Source organism: Enterobacter cloacae complex sp. P1B, from assembly GCF_014982345.1.
Classification (GTDB): domain Bacteria; phylum Pseudomonadota; class Gammaproteobacteria; order Enterobacterales; family Enterobacteriaceae; genus Enterobacter; species Enterobacter bugandensis.
This window is the reverse complement of record NZ_JADCLF010000013.1, coordinates 728610-743740: the sequence shown is the minus strand read 5'-3', so window position 1 is coordinate 743740 and position 15131 is coordinate 728610. Positions and strand designations below refer to the sequence as shown.

General features: G+C 57.1%; 16 protein-coding genes. 9 read left to right on the top strand and 7 right to left on the bottom strand.

The window, feature by feature from the left end; genetic code table 11:
- Positions 1 to 3 precede the first annotated feature (3 nt).
- The 5 genes from sufC to INF77_RS16350 all read left to right on the top strand — a co-directional run bounded on the left by sufC (position 4) and on the right by INF77_RS16350 (position 4754).
- Positions 4 to 750, top strand: a complete 747-nt coding sequence (gene sufC / locus INF77_RS16370; protein WP_193531763.1) for a Fe-S cluster assembly ATPase SufC — start codon at positions 4 to 6, stop codon at positions 748 to 750.
- Positions 725 to 1996 carry a Fe-S cluster assembly protein SufD gene (sufD, locus tag INF77_RS16365; protein ID WP_193531764.1) on the top strand — a complete coding sequence of 424 codons (1272 nt, stop codon included), beginning with the start codon at positions 725 to 727 and terminating at the stop codon, positions 1994 to 1996. Before sufC ends, sufD begins: the two co-directional genes overlap by 26 nt.
- Complete coding sequence (gene sufS / locus INF77_RS16360) at positions 1993 to 3213, top strand: cysteine desulfurase SufS (RefSeq protein WP_028012868.1); 1221 nt, start codon at positions 1993 to 1995, stop codon at positions 3211 to 3213. Before sufD ends, sufS begins: the two co-directional genes overlap by 4 nt.
- Positions 3214 to 3226: 13 nt before the next feature.
- Positions 3227 to 3643: a cysteine desulfuration protein SufE gene (sufE, locus tag INF77_RS16355; protein ID WP_028012869.1), complete on the top strand. Its 417-nt coding sequence runs from the start codon at positions 3227 to 3229 to the stop codon at positions 3641 to 3643.
- Between the two features lie 97 nt (positions 3644 to 3740).
- Entirely contained in the window at positions 3741 to 4754 is a 1014-nt protein-coding gene (locus INF77_RS16350; RefSeq protein ID WP_028012870.1) for a L,D-transpeptidase family protein, read from the top strand.
- Between the two features lie 61 nt (positions 4755 to 4815).
- Here the strand turns inward: INF77_RS16350 and lpp are convergent, their stop codons facing one another.
- The 4 genes from lpp to INF77_RS16330 all read right to left on the bottom strand — a co-directional run bounded on the left by lpp (position 4816) and on the right by INF77_RS16330 (position 9679).
- Positions 4816 to 5052 carry a murein lipoprotein Lpp gene (gene lpp / locus INF77_RS16345; RefSeq protein ID WP_001082307.1) on the bottom strand — a complete coding sequence of 79 codons (237 nt, stop codon included), beginning with the start codon at positions 5050 to 5052 and terminating at the stop codon, positions 4816 to 4818.
- Positions 5053 to 5361: 309 nt separating this feature from the next.
- Positions 5362 to 6774, bottom strand: coding sequence for a pyruvate kinase PykF (gene pykF, locus INF77_RS16340; protein WP_014883536.1), 1413 nt, complete (start codon positions 6772 to 6774; stop codon positions 5362 to 5364).
- A 377-nt stretch (positions 6775 to 7151) separates the two neighbouring features.
- A complete protein-coding gene (locus INF77_RS16335; protein ID WP_193531765.1) occupies positions 7152 to 8297 on the bottom strand; it encodes a PLP-dependent aspartate aminotransferase family protein in 1146 nt (381 codons plus the stop codon).
- A 14-nt stretch (positions 8298 to 8311) separates the two neighbouring features.
- Positions 8312 to 9679: a cystathionine beta-synthase gene (locus INF77_RS16330; RefSeq protein WP_193531766.1), complete on the bottom strand. Its 1368-nt coding sequence runs from the start codon at positions 9677 to 9679 to the stop codon at positions 8312 to 8314.
- 400 nt (positions 9680 to 10079) lie between these two features.
- On the opposite strand from INF77_RS16330, the gene INF77_RS16325 reads away from it, so the two are divergent.
- The 4 genes from INF77_RS16325 to fumD all read left to right on the top strand — a co-directional run bounded on the left by INF77_RS16325 (position 10080) and on the right by fumD (position 12919).
- A complete protein-coding gene (locus tag INF77_RS16325) occupies positions 10080 to 11102 on the top strand; it encodes a methionine ABC transporter ATP-binding protein (RefSeq protein WP_193531767.1) in 1023 nt (340 codons plus the stop codon).
- Positions 11095 to 11763, top strand: coding sequence for a methionine ABC transporter permease (locus tag INF77_RS16320; RefSeq protein ID WP_028012874.1), 669 nt, complete (start codon positions 11095 to 11097; stop codon positions 11761 to 11763). Before INF77_RS16325 ends, INF77_RS16320 begins: the two co-directional genes overlap by 8 nt.
- Before the next feature lie 23 nt (positions 11764 to 11786).
- Positions 11787 to 12599, top strand: a complete 813-nt coding sequence (locus INF77_RS16315) for a MetQ/NlpA family ABC transporter substrate-binding protein (protein ID WP_193531768.1) — start codon at positions 11787 to 11789, stop codon at positions 12597 to 12599.
- 110 nt (positions 12600 to 12709) lie between these two features.
- On the top strand, positions 12710 to 12919 hold the full coding sequence (fumD, locus tag INF77_RS16310; RefSeq protein ID WP_028012876.1) for a fumarate hydratase FumD: 210 nt from the start codon (positions 12710 to 12712) through the stop codon (positions 12917 to 12919).
- On the opposite strand, the gene INF77_RS16305 is transcribed toward fumD, so the two are convergent.
- The 3 genes from INF77_RS16305 to INF77_RS16295 are packed head-to-tail and all read right to left on the bottom strand — an operon-like array spanning position 12900 to position 15131.
- Positions 12900 to 13586, bottom strand: a complete 687-nt coding sequence (locus INF77_RS16305; RefSeq protein WP_126345694.1) for an amino acid ABC transporter permease — start codon at positions 13584 to 13586, stop codon at positions 12900 to 12902. The genes fumD and INF77_RS16305 overlap by 20 nt on opposite strands.
- A complete protein-coding gene (locus INF77_RS16300) occupies positions 13570 to 14316 on the bottom strand; it encodes an amino acid ABC transporter permease (RefSeq protein ID WP_069732390.1) in 747 nt (248 codons plus the stop codon). Before INF77_RS16300 ends, INF77_RS16305 begins: the two co-directional genes overlap by 17 nt.
- Entirely contained in the window at positions 14316 to 15131 is an 816-nt protein-coding gene (locus INF77_RS16295) for an amino acid ABC transporter ATP-binding protein (protein ID WP_126817461.1), read from the bottom strand. The genes INF77_RS16300 and INF77_RS16295 overlap by 1 nt, the downstream gene beginning before the upstream one ends.

The window sequence follows — 15131 nt, the reverse complement described above, 5'->3', positions numbered from 1 at the left end:
CACATGTTAAGCATTAAAGATTTACAGGTTAGCGTGGAAGAGAAAGCGATCCTGCGCGGTCTCAATTTTGACGTCAAGCCGGGTGAAGTTCACGCCATCATGGGGCCAAACGGCTCCGGGAAAAGTACGCTTTCAGCGACGCTGGCGGGACGCGAAGATTACGAAGTGACAGGCGGCTCGGTCGAATTTAACGGCAAAGATCTTCTGAAGATGTCGCCGGAAGACCGCGCGGGCGAGGGCATCTTTATGGCCTTCCAGTACCCGGTGGAAATTCCGGGCGTCAGCAACCAGTTTTTCCTCCAGACGGCGCTGAATGCGGTGCGCAAGTATCGCGGCCAGGAGGCGCTGGATCGCTTCGACTTCCAGGATCTCATGGAAGAGAAGATCAAACTGCTTAAAATGCCGGAAGACCTGCTGACCCGCTCGGTCAACGTCGGCTTTTCCGGCGGCGAGAAAAAGCGTAACGATATCCTGCAGATGGCGGTGCTCGAGCCCGAGCTGTGCATTCTGGATGAGACCGACTCCGGTCTGGATATCGATGCCCTGAAGATTGTCGCCGACGGGGTGAATTCCCTGCGCGACGGCAAGCGCTCGTTCATTATCGTCACCCACTACCAGCGCATTCTGGACTACATCAAGCCGGACTACGTCCACGTGCTTTACCAGGGACGTATTGTGAAATCCGGTGATTTTACGCTGGTTAAACAACTGGAGGAGCAGGGTTATGGCTGGCTTACCGAACAGCAGTAATGCGCTCCAGCAGTGGCACCGGCTGTTTGAGGAGCAGGGTAATACGCGCTCCGAGCAGGCGCAGCAGCACCTGCAGCAGATGCTGCGCCTCGGCCTGCCGACGCGGAAGCATGAGAACTGGAAATACACCCCACTCGACGGCCTGCTGAACGGCGAGTTTGTGACGCGTCTGGCGGAGATTGACCCGGCCCGGCGCGACGCTCTGGCGCTGACGGTGGATGCGGTGCGTCTGGTCTTTGTTGACGGCGTCTGGCGTCCAGAACTGAGTGATGACGCCCGGGATAGCGGGTTCGATATCGTCATTAACGACGACCGCCAGAGCCTGAGCGCCCCGGTTCAGCCGGAAGTTTTCCTCCACCTGACCGAGAGCCTGGCCCGCAGCGTGACGCATATTCAGGTCAAGCGTAACCAGCGTCCGGCAAAACCGCTGCTGCTGATGCACATCACACAGGGCGTGGAGGGCGATGAGATCAACACCGCGCACTATCGCCATCACCTTGAGCTGGCGGAGGGGGCGGAGGCCACGGTAATCGAACATTACGTCAGCCTCAACGAGACCCGCCACTTTACCGGATCGCGGCTGACGATGAACGTTGCCGCCAATGCGCAGCTTTACCATATTAAGCTGGCGTTTGAGAATCCGCAGAGCCACCATTTTGCCCATAACGATCTTCTGCTGGGCCAGGATGCCGCGGCGTACAGCCACAGCTTCCTGCTCGGCGGCGCGGTGCTGCGCCACAACACCAGCACGCAGCTTAACGGTGAAAACACTACGCTGCGCATCAACAGCCTGGCGATGCCGGTGAAGGCAGAAGTGTGCGACACGCGCACCTGGCTTGAGCACAACAAAGGCTACTGCAACAGCCGACAACTGCACAAAACCATCGTCAGCGATAAAGGGCGGGCGGTGTTTAACGGCCTGATTAACGTCGCCCAGCACGCCATCAAAACCGACGGGCAGATGACCAACAACAATCTGCTGCTGGGGCGCCTGGCGGAAGTGGACACCAAACCGCAGCTGGAGATCTACGCCGACGACGTAAAATGCAGTCACGGCGCGACGGTCGGTCGGATCGACGACGAGCAGATGTTCTACCTGCGCTCGCGCGGCATCGACCAGCAGGCGGCGCAGAAAATGATCATCTACGCCTTTGCGGCGGAGCTTACGGAAGCGCTGCACGATGGCGTATTGAAGCAGCAGGTGCTGGCCCGCATTGGTCAGCGTCTGCCCGGAGGCGAAGCATGAGTTTTCCCGTAGAGAAAGTGCGGGCCGATTTCCCGGTTCTGACCCGTGAAGTGAACGGCCTGCCGCTGGCCTATCTCGACAGCGCGGCCAGCGCGCAGAAGCCGAATCAGGTGGTGGATGCGGAAGCCGAGTTCTACCGCCACGGCTACGCCGCCGTGCATCGCGGTATTCATACCCTGAGCGCCGAGGCGACCCAGCGCATGGAAAACGTGCGCACGCAAATTGCAGCCTTCCTCAATGCACGCCTGCCGGAAGAGCTGGTATTTGTGCGCGGCACAACCGAGGGGATTAACCTTGTCGCCAACAGCTGGGGCAACGCCCAGGTGCGCGCGGGGGATAACATCATCATCACCCAGATGGAGCACCATGCCAATATTGTGCCGTGGCAGATGCTCTGCGAGCGTGTCGGCGCGCAGCTGCGGGTCGTTCCGTTGAACGACGACGGCACGCTGCAGCTGGAGCAGCTTGACGCCCTGCTGGACGATAAAACGCGGCTGGTGGCGGTCACCCAGGTCTCTAACGTGCTGGGCACCGAAAACCCGGTGACAGAGATTATCGCAAAAGCCCATCAGGCCGGCGCGAAGGTGCTGATTGACGGCGCGCAGGCGGTAATGCACCACGCGGTGGACGTGCAGGCGCTGGACTGCGATTTCTACGTATTCTCCGGGCATAAGCTCTATGGCCCGACCGGGATTGGCGTGCTGTATGTGAAAGAGGACATCCTGCAGGCGATGCCGCCGTGGGAAGGGGGCGGATCGATGATCGCCACCGTCAGCCTGACGGAAGGGACGACCTACGCACGTGCGCCCTGGCGCTTCGAGGCGGGCACCCCCAACACCGGCGGGATTATCGGCCTGGGGGCGGCGGTGTCTTACGTCTCCGCAATCGGCCTCGACGCCATCCAGGAGTACGAACAGCTGCTGATGCACTACGCGCTGCAGGAGCTTGCCAGCGTGCCGGACCTTACCCTGTATGGCCCGGCTGACCGACAGGGCGTGATTGCCTTTAACCTGGGGAAACACCACGCCTATGACGTGGGCAGCTTCCTCGATAATTACGGCGTGGCCGTCCGTACCGGGCACCACTGTGCCATGCCGCTGATGGCGTTTTACCAGGTGCCGGCAATGTGCCGCGCATCGCTGGTGATGTATAACACAATGGAAGAGGTCGACAGGCTGGTGGCGGGGCTTAAGCGCATTCACCAGCTGCTGGGCTAAGAAGAGGCAAAAGATGGCAGAACTGCCGGACAGAGACAAATTGCTGCGCAACTTTGGACGCTGTGCAAACTGGGAAGAGAAGTACCTTTATATCATCGAGCTGGGGCAGCGTCTGCCGCCGCTCGGAGAAGAGGCGCATAACCCGGAAAACATTATTCAGGGCTGCCAGAGCCAGGTGTGGATTGTGATGGAGCAGTCTGACGACGGCACTATCGCCCTGCACGGCGACAGCGATGCGGCCATTGTAAAAGGGCTGATTGCGGTCGTCTTTATTCTTTACCACCGGATGTCGGCGCAGGATATCGTCGCGTTCGATGTCCGCCCGTGGTTTGAAAAAATGGCCCTGACCCAACACCTCACCCCGTCCCGCTCCCAGGGGCTGGAAGCGATGATTCGCGCCATTCGCGCCAAAGCTGCAATCCTTAGCTAGACTTACAGAACAGCATTCATTCTGTTTCGCGAGGTGGTTCCCGCCTCGCTGGTTTTTCAGCTTTCTGGCATCCTGCCAGTGAATAAGGAATCTCAGCATGAAGCGCGCGTCTCTAATAACTCTATTACTCCTCAGTTCGCTCGGTACGTTTAATTCGGCCCGCGCGATGGACTATCCGTTGCCGCCCGCAGGCAGCCGTCTGATTGGGCAAAATCAAACCTACACGATACAGGAAGGGGATAATAAGCTTCAGACTATCGCCCGTCGGTTTAATACGGCGGCGCAGGTGATCCTTGAAACGAACAATACCATTGCGCCAGTAAACCCGGCGCCGGGTACCGTTATCACGATCCCGTCGCAGATGTTGCTGCCGGATACCCCGCGCGAAGGCATTGTGGTTAACCTGGCCGAGCTTCGGCTCTACTACTTCCCACCGGGAGAAAATATTGTCCAGGTCTTCCCGCTCGGCATCGGACAGCTGGGGCTGGAAACGCCGGTGAGCACCACCCGCGTCAGCCAAAAAATCCCTAATCCAACCTGGACGCCAACGGCGGGCATCAGAGCGCGTTCCCTGGCCCAGGGAATTAAATTGCCACCCGTCGTCCCGGCGGGGCCAAATAACCCGCTGGGGCGCTATGCGCTGCGTCTGGGAATTGGTAATGGGGAATATCTTATTCACGGCACCAGCGCGCCGGACAGCGTAGGTCTGCGCGTCAGTTCCGGCTGTATGCGAATGAACGCCCCGGATATTAAAGCCCTGTTTGAACAGGTGCGGGTCGGCACGCGGGTACAGATCATCAACGAGCCGGTGAAATTCTCGGTTGAGCCGGACGGTAAGCGCTATATTGAGGTCCACCGTCCGCTGGCGCAGGTGGAGGGCGAGAACCCGCAAATTTCGCCCATTACCCACTCGGCAGACTTTGCCACCTTTGTTTCTCAGGCCGGAAGCGATAAGGCGTTAATTGATAAAGCCCTGGCGCGCCGTGCCGGGATCCCGGTTGTCGTATCCGCGGGTAGCGGCCCGTCGGCCAGCAATAGCGTGTTGTCAGTGCAGAACAGCCGGGTGTCTGCTGCGGTAGCAGAAGAGGAAGGGGAAAAGGTAACGCAGTAGCAGTTTGACGCAGGCAAAAAAAAATGGCGCACAATGTGCGCCATTTTATTAACAGGTACTATTACTTACGGTATTTAGTAGCCTGGTTGTCCAGACGCTGGTTAGCGCGAGCTGCGTCGTCTTTAGCAGCCTGAACGTCGGAACGCATTGCGTTCACGTCGTTGCTCAGCTGGTCAACTTTAGCGTTCAGAGTCTGAACGTCAGAAGACAGCTGATCGATTTTAGCGTTGCTGGAGCAACCAGCCAGCAGAGTAGAACCCAGGATTACCGCGCCCAGTACCAGTTTAGTACGATTCATTATTAATACCCTCTAGATTGAGTTAATCTCCATGTAGCGTTACAAGTATTACACAAACTTTTTTGGGTTGAGAATATTTTTTTGATGGGAATACGCCTATTTTTGATCGTTCGCTCAAAGAAGCATCGAATCAGTGCGTTTTGAGTAAAAAGCTATGTAAAAAAAGGCATTTTTCATCGGATTCATCTTAGATAAATCGCATTTAAATAGAAAAACCCGATTTGCTTTTTGAATGAATTTGGCTAATGCCGGGAATAAAAAAAGCGCCCATTGGGCGCTTTTTATCAAATTTAATTCGTTCGTGAATTATTACAGCACGTGAACGGAGGCAGTATTGGTTGTTCCGCTTGGTACCAGAGCACCAGAAACCATTACAACCACGTCGCCCTTCTGCGCCAGACCGCTTTCCAGAGCCATTGCTTTACCCTGAATGTAGAAATCGTCAGTCGAGGCGATCTCTTTGACCAGGTGCGCAACCACGCCTTTGCTCAGCACCAGCTGACGTGCGGTGGTTTCGTTGGTGGTCAGGGCCAGGATGGTGGCATCCGGGAAGTATTTACGCACTGCGCGCGCAGATTTACCGCCCTGGGTCGCAACAACAATCAGTGGCGCTTCCAGTTTCTCAGCGGTTTCTACCGCACCGCGGCATACTGCTTCAGTGATGCGCAGCTTGCGGCTGTCGTTGTTGAAGTCCAGACGGCTGGTCATCACGCGGTCAGTACGTTCGCAGATGGTCGCCATGATGCCGACCGCTTCCAGAGGGTATTTCCCTTTCGCGGATTCACCGGACAGCATTACTGCATCGGTACCGTCGAGGATGGCGTTCGCCACGTCGCCTGCTTCAGCGCGGGTAGGGCGTGGGTTTTTGATCATGGAGTCCAGCATCTGCGTGGCGGTGATAACCACTTTACGCGCGCGAACACATTTCTCGATCATCATCTTCTGCGCGAAGATCACTTCTTCAACCGGGATTTCAACGCCCAGGTCGCCACGAGCAACCATGATGCCGTCAGACGCTTCGAGGATTTCGTCGAAATTGTTCAGGCCTTCCTGGTTTTCGATTTTGGAGATGATCTGGATCTTCTCGCCGCCGTGGGCTTTCAGGTGCTCACGAATTTCAACCACGTCGGAACGCTTACGGATGAAGGATGCCGCAACGAAATCAACGCCTTGTTCGCAGCCGAAGATCAGGTCCTGTTTGTCTTTCTCCGCCAGTGCTGGCAGCGCGATAGAAACGCCCGGCAGGTTAACGCCTTTGTTTTCGCCCAGGTCGCCGTTGTTCAGCACTTTACAGATAACTTTGTTACCTTCGATAGCGGTGACTTCCATACCGATCAGACCATCGTCGACCAGCACGGTGTTACCCACGGACAGATCGCTGGTGAAGCCTTCATAGGTGACCGCAACGATTTCGCTGTTACCAACAACGGATTTGTCGGTAGTGAAGGTGAAGGTCTGGCCCGCTTTCAGAGAGACGTCGTTACCGCCTTCCAGTTTGATGGTACGGATTTCCGGACCCTTGGTATCGAGCAGGATCGCCGCTTTTTTACCGGTCTTGCTCATCACGTTGCGCAAGTTCTGAATACGCTGACCGTGTTCTGCGTAGTCACCGTGGGAAAAGTTCAGACGCATCACGTTCATGCCGGCGTCCAGCATTTTGCTCAGCATCTCTTCGGATTCGGTTTTCGGGCCGATAGTACAAACAATTTTCGTCTTTTTCATGACAGTCTTAGTCTTTAAGTTGGGAAGGATATGGAAATCTCGCTCCGGGGGCGCACCGCCGCGGAGTCAAACCTGTGTTGCAAAAGAGTATATGACACGCACTAAGGATAGGAGACATCAAATGAGCGTGCAGAAGAAAGTGTGCCTGAGTGACAGCCCAACGAAGGAGAGAAGAAGTTGTACGTTGTTTTTTGTATTCCAAGCGCTGAAACCATTCACCAGGGATTTGGCGCGCATTATACGCTAATTTTAAGATAAAAGGAAAATGGAAACGGTGTTTCAGAATTAATCAATGCCGTTTCACATAATATTGTTATCAAGGCGTTAAGCCATGATGACAACTTTTGGCGGCAGGTGAGCGACCTGCCGCCGTTTGCTTATTTTTGCAGCGCCTGGCTGAGGTCGGCAATCAGGTCTTTTGGATCTTCAATGCCTACCGAGAGACGGATCAGCTGCGGCACAATGCCGTTTGCCAGCCGTTGTTCCAGCGGAATCGAGGCGTGCGTCATGCTGTAAGGCTGGCTCACGAGGCTCTCCACGCCGCCCAGGCTTTCCGCGAGGGTGAACAGCTTCAGGTTGCGAATCACCTCGGTGGCGCGTTGCGCGTCACCTTTCACCACGACGGAAATCATCCCGCCCGGCAGGGCCATCTGGGTGCGGGCAAGCTGGTACTGCGGATGTGATTCAAGGCCGGGATAGAACACTTTTTCGACAAGAGGATGCTGCGCCAGCCATTGCGCAATCTCCAGCGCGTTGCTGCTGTGCTTTTCTACCCTCAGCGCAAGCGTGCGGATACCGCGCAGGGTCAGGAAGCTGCTGAACGGATCCAGGACACCACCGACCGCATTTTGCAGATAGCCAAGCTGGTGCGCCAGCGCCGGATTATCTCCAACCACTGCCAGCCCGGCCACCACGTCAGAGTGTCCGTTAAGGTATTTGGTGGCGGAGTGCACCACGATATCGAAACCGGACGCCAGCGGGCGGTGGATCACAGGCGACGCGAAGGTGTTATCCGCCACGCTGATGACGTTATGACGACGGGCGATCGCCGCAATGGCCGCCAGATCCGCCAGCTTCAGCAGTGGGTTGGTCGGCGTTTCGACCCACACCATGCGGGTCTCCGGGCGAATGGCGGCCTCAAGCCCGGCTAAGTCGTCCGGCTTAACCCAGCTGACCTGCAGGCCGGTGCTGCGCTTGCGTACATTTTCGATCAGGCGATACGTCCCACCGTAAACGTCATCAATGGCGACGATATGGCTGTCTTTATCCAGCAGCTCGAGCACCGTGGAGATGGCCGCCAGACCGGAAGCAAAGGCGTAGCCGCGCGTGCCGCCCTCCAGTTCGGCAATCGCCGTTTCCAGCGCATGGCGCGTTGGGTTGCCGCTGCGGGAATACTCATAGCCGGTATGCTCGCCGGGTGACGGTTGCGCAAACGTCGACGTGGCGTAAATCGGCGGCATGACGGCGCCGTGCGGGTCGTTGAATGCGCCGCTGTGGACGCTCAGGGTTGCCAGGTTTTTCATCGTTTAATCCTTTATTACTGTAGACGATTGCGCCACGCGGTCAGGACGTCGCTGCGCGTAATCAGGCCGAGAAAATGGTCATTATCGTTAATCACGGCCACCAGACCGCGGTCGAAGATGGCATGCAGGGCGCTCTCCGGGGCACGTTTATCGAGAAATTCCACCTGACGGGTCATGGCCGCCGTGACCGGCAGGGCAAAGCGGTCGCCGTCGCCGCCGATATGCCGCAGCAGATCCCACTCGTCGATAATGCCCACCACCTTGCCGTTCTCCAGGACCGGCAACTGAGAGATGTCATACAGGCGCATGCGTGCCAGCACGGTGGAAAGCGTATCGTCCGGCGCGGCGGTGACGGTAGCGCCTTCATCATGGCGCAGGGCAATGTAGTCGGAGAGATCCCCCGCCTGAGGGCGCGTGATAAGCCCCTGCTGGCGCATCCAGTCGTCGTTAAACATCTTCGAGAGATACTTATTGCCGCTGTCGCAGGCAAAGGTCACCACGCGCTTCGGCGTGGTCTGCGCCTGGCAATACTTCAGCGCCGCCGCCAGCAGCGTGCCGCTGGAGGAGCCCGCCAGAATGCCTTCCGTTTTCAGCAGCTCGCGCGCGGTGGCGAACGCTTCCCGGTCGGTGATGCGCCAGGCGCGATTCACCCCTTCGATGTGGGCCAGCGGGGGAATAAAGTCTTCGCCAATGCCCTCTACCAGCCAGGAGCCCGCGTCGTGGTAGCGTCCGGTTTCCACCTGGTCAGCGAGAACGGATCCGGCCGGGTCAGCCAGGACAAACTCCGTATGCGGAGAGTGCTCGGCGAACCACGCCTGCAGGCCACCGAGCGTACCACCTGAGCCGACGCCGACGACGATGGCGTCAATCTTGCCGTCAAGCTGTTCATTGAGTTCCGGTGCCGTGGTGGTGCGGTGCGCCAGCGGGTTGGCCACGTTATTAAACTGGTCGATGTAAAACGCGCCGGGCAGCTCGTTGGCCAGACGCCGGGCGTAATCCTGGTAATAGGCGGGGTGGCCCTTATTCACGTCCGAGCGGGTCAGCACCACCTGAGCACCCAGCGCGCGCAGGTGGAAAATCTTTTCGCGGCTCATTTTGTCGGGCACTACGAGGATCAGTGAGTAGCCTTTCTGGGCGGCGATCAGCGCCAGGCCGAGGCCGGTATTGCCCGCCGTGGCCTCAATAATCGTGCCGCCCGGCTGCAGCTGGCCGGTACGCTCCGCTTCGTTAATCATCGACAGCGCAACGCGATCCTTAATCGAACCGCCGGGGTTCTGGTTCTCCAGCTTCAGAAACAGCGAGCAGGGACCGGTATCAAGCTTATGCAGCTGGATCAGCGGCGTGCGGCCAATCAGTTCGGTGACGGAGTGGTAAATCGTCATGATGTTTTCCTTTCGGGATGTCATGACGGGATGATAGGGCGATGAAATTTTCTCAATAAAGAACCATTCACTGCCGTTTAGAACAGAAAGGAATATAAATGCCGTTTTTGGATGTCAGGACAGCAAGACGTAAAGTTGTCTGGATGTGAGGATGGCTATATCGGCATAAAATGCTGAAAAAATGACCGCTTTTACGGAAGGTAAGCCAGCATATATGCGTCTCGTAGATAATCATTGCTGAAATTGGTCTAAATACTTCCCACCCGGTAAATCCGCTGTTTATTTCCGAAAGTTATAACACATTCTTTTTTGTTCATTTAAAAGCTGATAACGCCTGTTTACTATCTTTTGGACATCCATACTGCTAAACCGCCGAGGGCGGCACGGATAACGAATAAGAATGATTGTACTGAGCAATATTTCGAAGGTTTTTGACAACGGAAAGGTCGCACTCACAGCCGTTGATAACGTCAATTTGACGATAGCACAGGGACAAATATACGGAATTATCGGTTACAGCGGCGCCGGGAAAAGCACGCTGATTCGCCTGCTGAACGGTCTGGAGAAACCCAGCGCCGGGAGCGTCACCATTAACGGGCAGGATATCTCCGCCGCAAAAGGTGAAGCACTGCGCCAGGCGCGTCTGAAGATCAGCATGGTGTTTCAGCACTTCAACCTGCTGTGGTCGCGCACGGTGAGTGAGAACATTGCTTTCTCTATACAAATTGCCGGTGTGCCAAAAGCGAAGATTAAGGCGCGCGTCGCCGAACTGGTGGAGCTGGTTGGCCTGAAGGGACGCGAAAATGCGTATCCGTCGCAGCTGAGCGGCGGGCAAAAGCAGCGCGTGGGGATTGCGCGCGCGCTGGCCAACAACCCCGACGTGCTGCTCTGCGATGAGGCTACGTCCGCGCTCGACCCGCAGACCACCGATCAGATCCTCGATCTGCTGCTGGACATTAACCGCCGCTTCAAGCTCACCATCGTGCTGATCACGCACGAGATGCACGTGGTGCGCAAAATCTGCGACCGCGTGGCGGTAATGGAGAACGGCAAAGTGGTAGAAGAGGGCGACGTGCTGAGCGTCTTTACCCATCCACAGCAGCCGATTACGCAGCAGTTTGTCCGCCAGGTGAGCCAGTACGCCGAGGAAGAGACCTTCAATACTGAACTCGCAAACGATCTGGAAGGCACGGTGATCAGGCTGACCTTTACCGGACACAGCACGCATAAGCCGATTGTCGGGGAACTCACCCTGCGCTACGGCCTGCCGTTTAACATCCTGCACGGAAAAATGACGCAGACCGCCCACGGTGTTTTCGGGCAGCTCTGGGTCCACGTGGCGGCATCCGATGAACAACTGAACAATATCCTCGCCGACCTGCAGCACAGCGATATTGAAGGCGAGGTAATTAAACATGTCTGAGAATCTCTTTCCGCATCTCAAGTGGGATCAGCTCTGGGCTGCAACGCTGGAGACGCTGTACATGACCGCGCTGTCCGGCGTGGCGACCTTTGTTCTGGGCATCGTGCTGGGCCTGGCGCTGTTTTTAACCGCGCGCGGTGGCTTGTTCCACAACCGCACGGTCTACAGCGTCATTTCGATAGTGGTGAACGTGTTCCGCTCTATTCCGTTCATCATTCTCATCGTTCTGCTGATCCCGTTCACCAAGACCGTCGTCGGCACCATCCTTGGCGCTAACGCGGCGCTGCCGGCCCTGATTGTCGGTGCCGCGCCGTTCTATGCGCGTCTGGTGGAGATCGCCCTGCGCGAAGTGGACAAAGGGGTCATTGAAGCAACGCGCTCGATGGGCGCACGACTGAGCACGCTCGTGTTTCGGGTTTTACTGCCGGAATCATCACCTGCACTGGTATCAGGTATTACGGTGACGCTGATTGCGCTGGTGAGCTACAGCGCCATGGCGGGGGTGATTGGCGCCGGCGGTTTGGGAAATCTGGCTTATCTGGAAGGATTCCAGCGCAACCATGGTGACGTCACGCTGGTGGCAACGGTGACCATTTTAATCATCGTTTTCATTATCCAGTTCTGCGGCGATGTCATTACTTCACTGTTAGATAAACGCTAATAAATACACACAGGAACCACATCATGAAAAAGACACTGACGCTGATCGCCGCCGCAACCCTGAGCGCCCTGAGCTTCGCCTCCTGGGCCGACACCCTGACCGTGGGCGCATCCAACACGCCGCACGCCGAAATTCTGGAGCAGGCAAAGCCGATTCTGGCGAAGCAGGGTATCGACCTGGAGATTAAACCGTTCCAGGACTACATTCTGCCGAACACTGCGCTGGCGGGTCATGACATCGACGCGAACTATTTCCAGCACATTCCTTACCTGAACAGCGTGCTGAAAGATCATGCGGGCGATAAAGACTACGATTTTGTCAGTGCGGGCGCGATCCACATTGAGCCAATCGGCATCTACTCAAAAAAATACAAATCCCTGAAGGACCTGCCGGAAGGCGGCAAGATCATCATGCGTGATGCGGTTTCCGAGGAAGGGCGTATTCTCTCCATCTTCGAAAAAGAGGGCGTGATCAAGCTGAAGCCGGGCATCGACAAAGTGACGGCGCGCATCAGCGATATCGTTGAGAACCCGAAAAAACTGAAGTTCACGCCGAACGTGGAAGCGTCCCTGCTGCCGCAGATGTACAACAACGACGAAGGCGACGCGGTGGTGATTAACGCCAACTATGCGATAGACGCTGGTCTGGACCCGGTTCACGACCCGATTGCGGTCGAGAGCGGTGAAAACAACCCGTACGCCAACATCATTACCGTGCATCGCGGCGACGAGAAAAAGAAAGACATCGTCGCGCTGGTGAACGTGCTGCACTCCAAAGAGATTCAGGACTGGATCCGCACCAAATTTAAAGGCGCGGTCATTCCCGTGAACAACTAATTATTTGATTTTCCAGATGAAGCCCGGCGAGATCCTCGCCGGGCTTCTTTTTTGTATCCGGCGGGAGAATCATTTAAGCTCAACGTTTAACAGGCAATGGAGTGATGACGATGGGTAACGTGACCAAAGATGAAGCGCTGTACCAGGAGATGTGCCGGGTGGTCGGAAAGGTGGTGCTGGAGATGCGTGATTTAGGGCAGGAGCCGAAGCATATTGTCATTGCGGGCGTGCTGCGCACGGCGCTGGCGAACCAGCGCATCAAGCGCAGCGCACTGACAACCGAAGCGATGGAAACGGTGGTTAAGGCGCTGGCCGGCTAACGCGCCAGCGTTTCGCGACCTGTTCAAGCGAGCAGCAGAGCAGGTAATAGACTGCACCCGTAAAGATAAAGATGGCCGCCGGGTAGATTTGCACCCGGTTATTTACCTGTCCCGCCACCGTGGTTAGCTCCGGGACGTTGACGATGAATGCCAGCGACGTATCCTTCAGCAGGCTGATAAAAATTCCCACCAGCGACGGCAAAATATTTCTCAGCGTCTGCGGCAGCAGCACGCGCCACAGGGTTTGCTGCGTGCTGAACCCCTGAGACAGCGCGGCTTCGTGTTGACCCGCAGGGAGCGCCCTGAGCCCGGCAAAAACCGAATGCATCACCGATGCCGCCGTAAACCAGGCCAGCGCCAGCGTCACGGTCAGCGCCCCCGGCAGATCCCCGCCGGTGATCAGCGGCAACAGGTACCACATCCAGAAAATCACAAAAATCAGGGGAATACCGCGAATCAACTCCGCCCACAGAAAAAGCCCCCTGCGCACCAGCCCAGGATAGCGCCAGGCGAGGCACGCCAGCGCCACGCCGCCGGGAAGCGCAAGCAGGGCGGCCCCTGCGGCCATCAGCAGCGAAAGCAGTACGCCGCCGGGTTCACCCGCTGCCGTTCGTCCCCACAGCAGATAATCCAGGTTTTCGACAATAACGTTAAATCCTGCAACCATCTTTTTTCCTCCCTGAATGCGGGCCGACGCGCACCAGCACCATCCCCATGACAATGCCGGTAAGCAAATAAAGCACCGTACCGACGATAAACGCCTCCATGGCGTGGGCGTTGTAACTTTCAATCTGCCGGACCTGGTAGGTTAGCTCAGCGAAGCCAATCCCGCTGGCGAGCGAGGAGAGCTTCATCAAGTTGAGGTACTGGCCGACAACGGGCTGCCAGGCGTTGGCGAGCCCCTGCGGCAGAAGGATGTAGCGAAATAAACGCCACGACGAGAACCCTTGCGCCAGCGCCGCTTCCTGCTGTCCGGCAGGAACAGAGCGCAGTCCCGATGCCGCTTCCTCAATTAGAAACGCCGAGGTAAAAACGCCCAACCCCCAGGCAGAACATAAAAACTCAGGGGTAAACCACCAGACGTCGCCGGGCAGAATTGACCAGCTGTGATCCGCATTCACCGCGTCTCGAAAGCCCTGCGGTAACCCGTTCCAGGCGGCGAAATACCAGAACAGCAGCTGCACCAACAGCGGCGTATTGCGAAACAGCGATACCCAGCCGCTGACGACCGCATTCCCGATGCGTCCACCGGAAAGACGCAGGAGCAAAAAGGTCGGTGCAAGCAGGCTGGCGATCAGGCCCCCCGCCAGCGTCACCCACAGGGTGGTGAGAAATCCGGAGAGTATCCACTGCAGAGGCTGTCCGGCCAGCACGCCCTGCCAGTCGAGGGCGGGCATCAGAGGTGCTCCTGGTGCAGCGGGTTCAGCACTTTTTGCAGGAAACGCTGCGCCCGGGGATGCGACGGTTGACTGAAAAATTGCCCCGGCGGCGCGGTTTCAAGAATCTGCCCGCCGTCGATAAAGACAATCCGGTCGGCAATTTCCCGGGCGAACTGCATCTCATGAGTCACGACAATCATGGTGATCCCGCTATGGGCAAGGGCTTTCATGACGAATAACACTTCGCCAATCATCTCCGGATCGAGCGCCGACGTCGGCTCGTCGAAGAGGATGATCTGCGGCGACGAGGCCAGGGCGCGGGCAATCGCCACGCGCTGCTGCTGGCCGCCGGAAAGCTCCGCGGGGAAGTGGTGAGCCTTTTCCTGCATTCCGACCTTCTCCAGCAGCGCCAGCGCGCGCTCCTGAGCTGGCTTTGGCTTCCAGCCGTGCACATGCTCCAGCGCCAGGGTGATGTTCTGGCTGGCGGTGAGGTGGGCATACAGATTGAACTGCTGAAACACAAATCCAACGCGGCTGCGCAGCTGACGCAGCCTGCTGCCGGAAAGCTGCCCGGTCGGCTTGCTGTCGACCAGAATTTCCCCGCCGCTCAGGGTTTCAAGCTGATTGATAAGACGGATCAGCGTTGATTTACCCGAACCGGAAGGGCCGAGAATAGCAACCACTTCACCGGGCGTAATGGTGAGGTTAATGTCGCGTAAAACCTGATGGTCGCCGTAGCGTTTGTCCACGTGACGAAACTCAACGCTGGCCTGTTCCAGATGTGAAAAATCCGCGGCACCGGCCGCGGAGTGGGAAAATAAACCTGAGAGCAT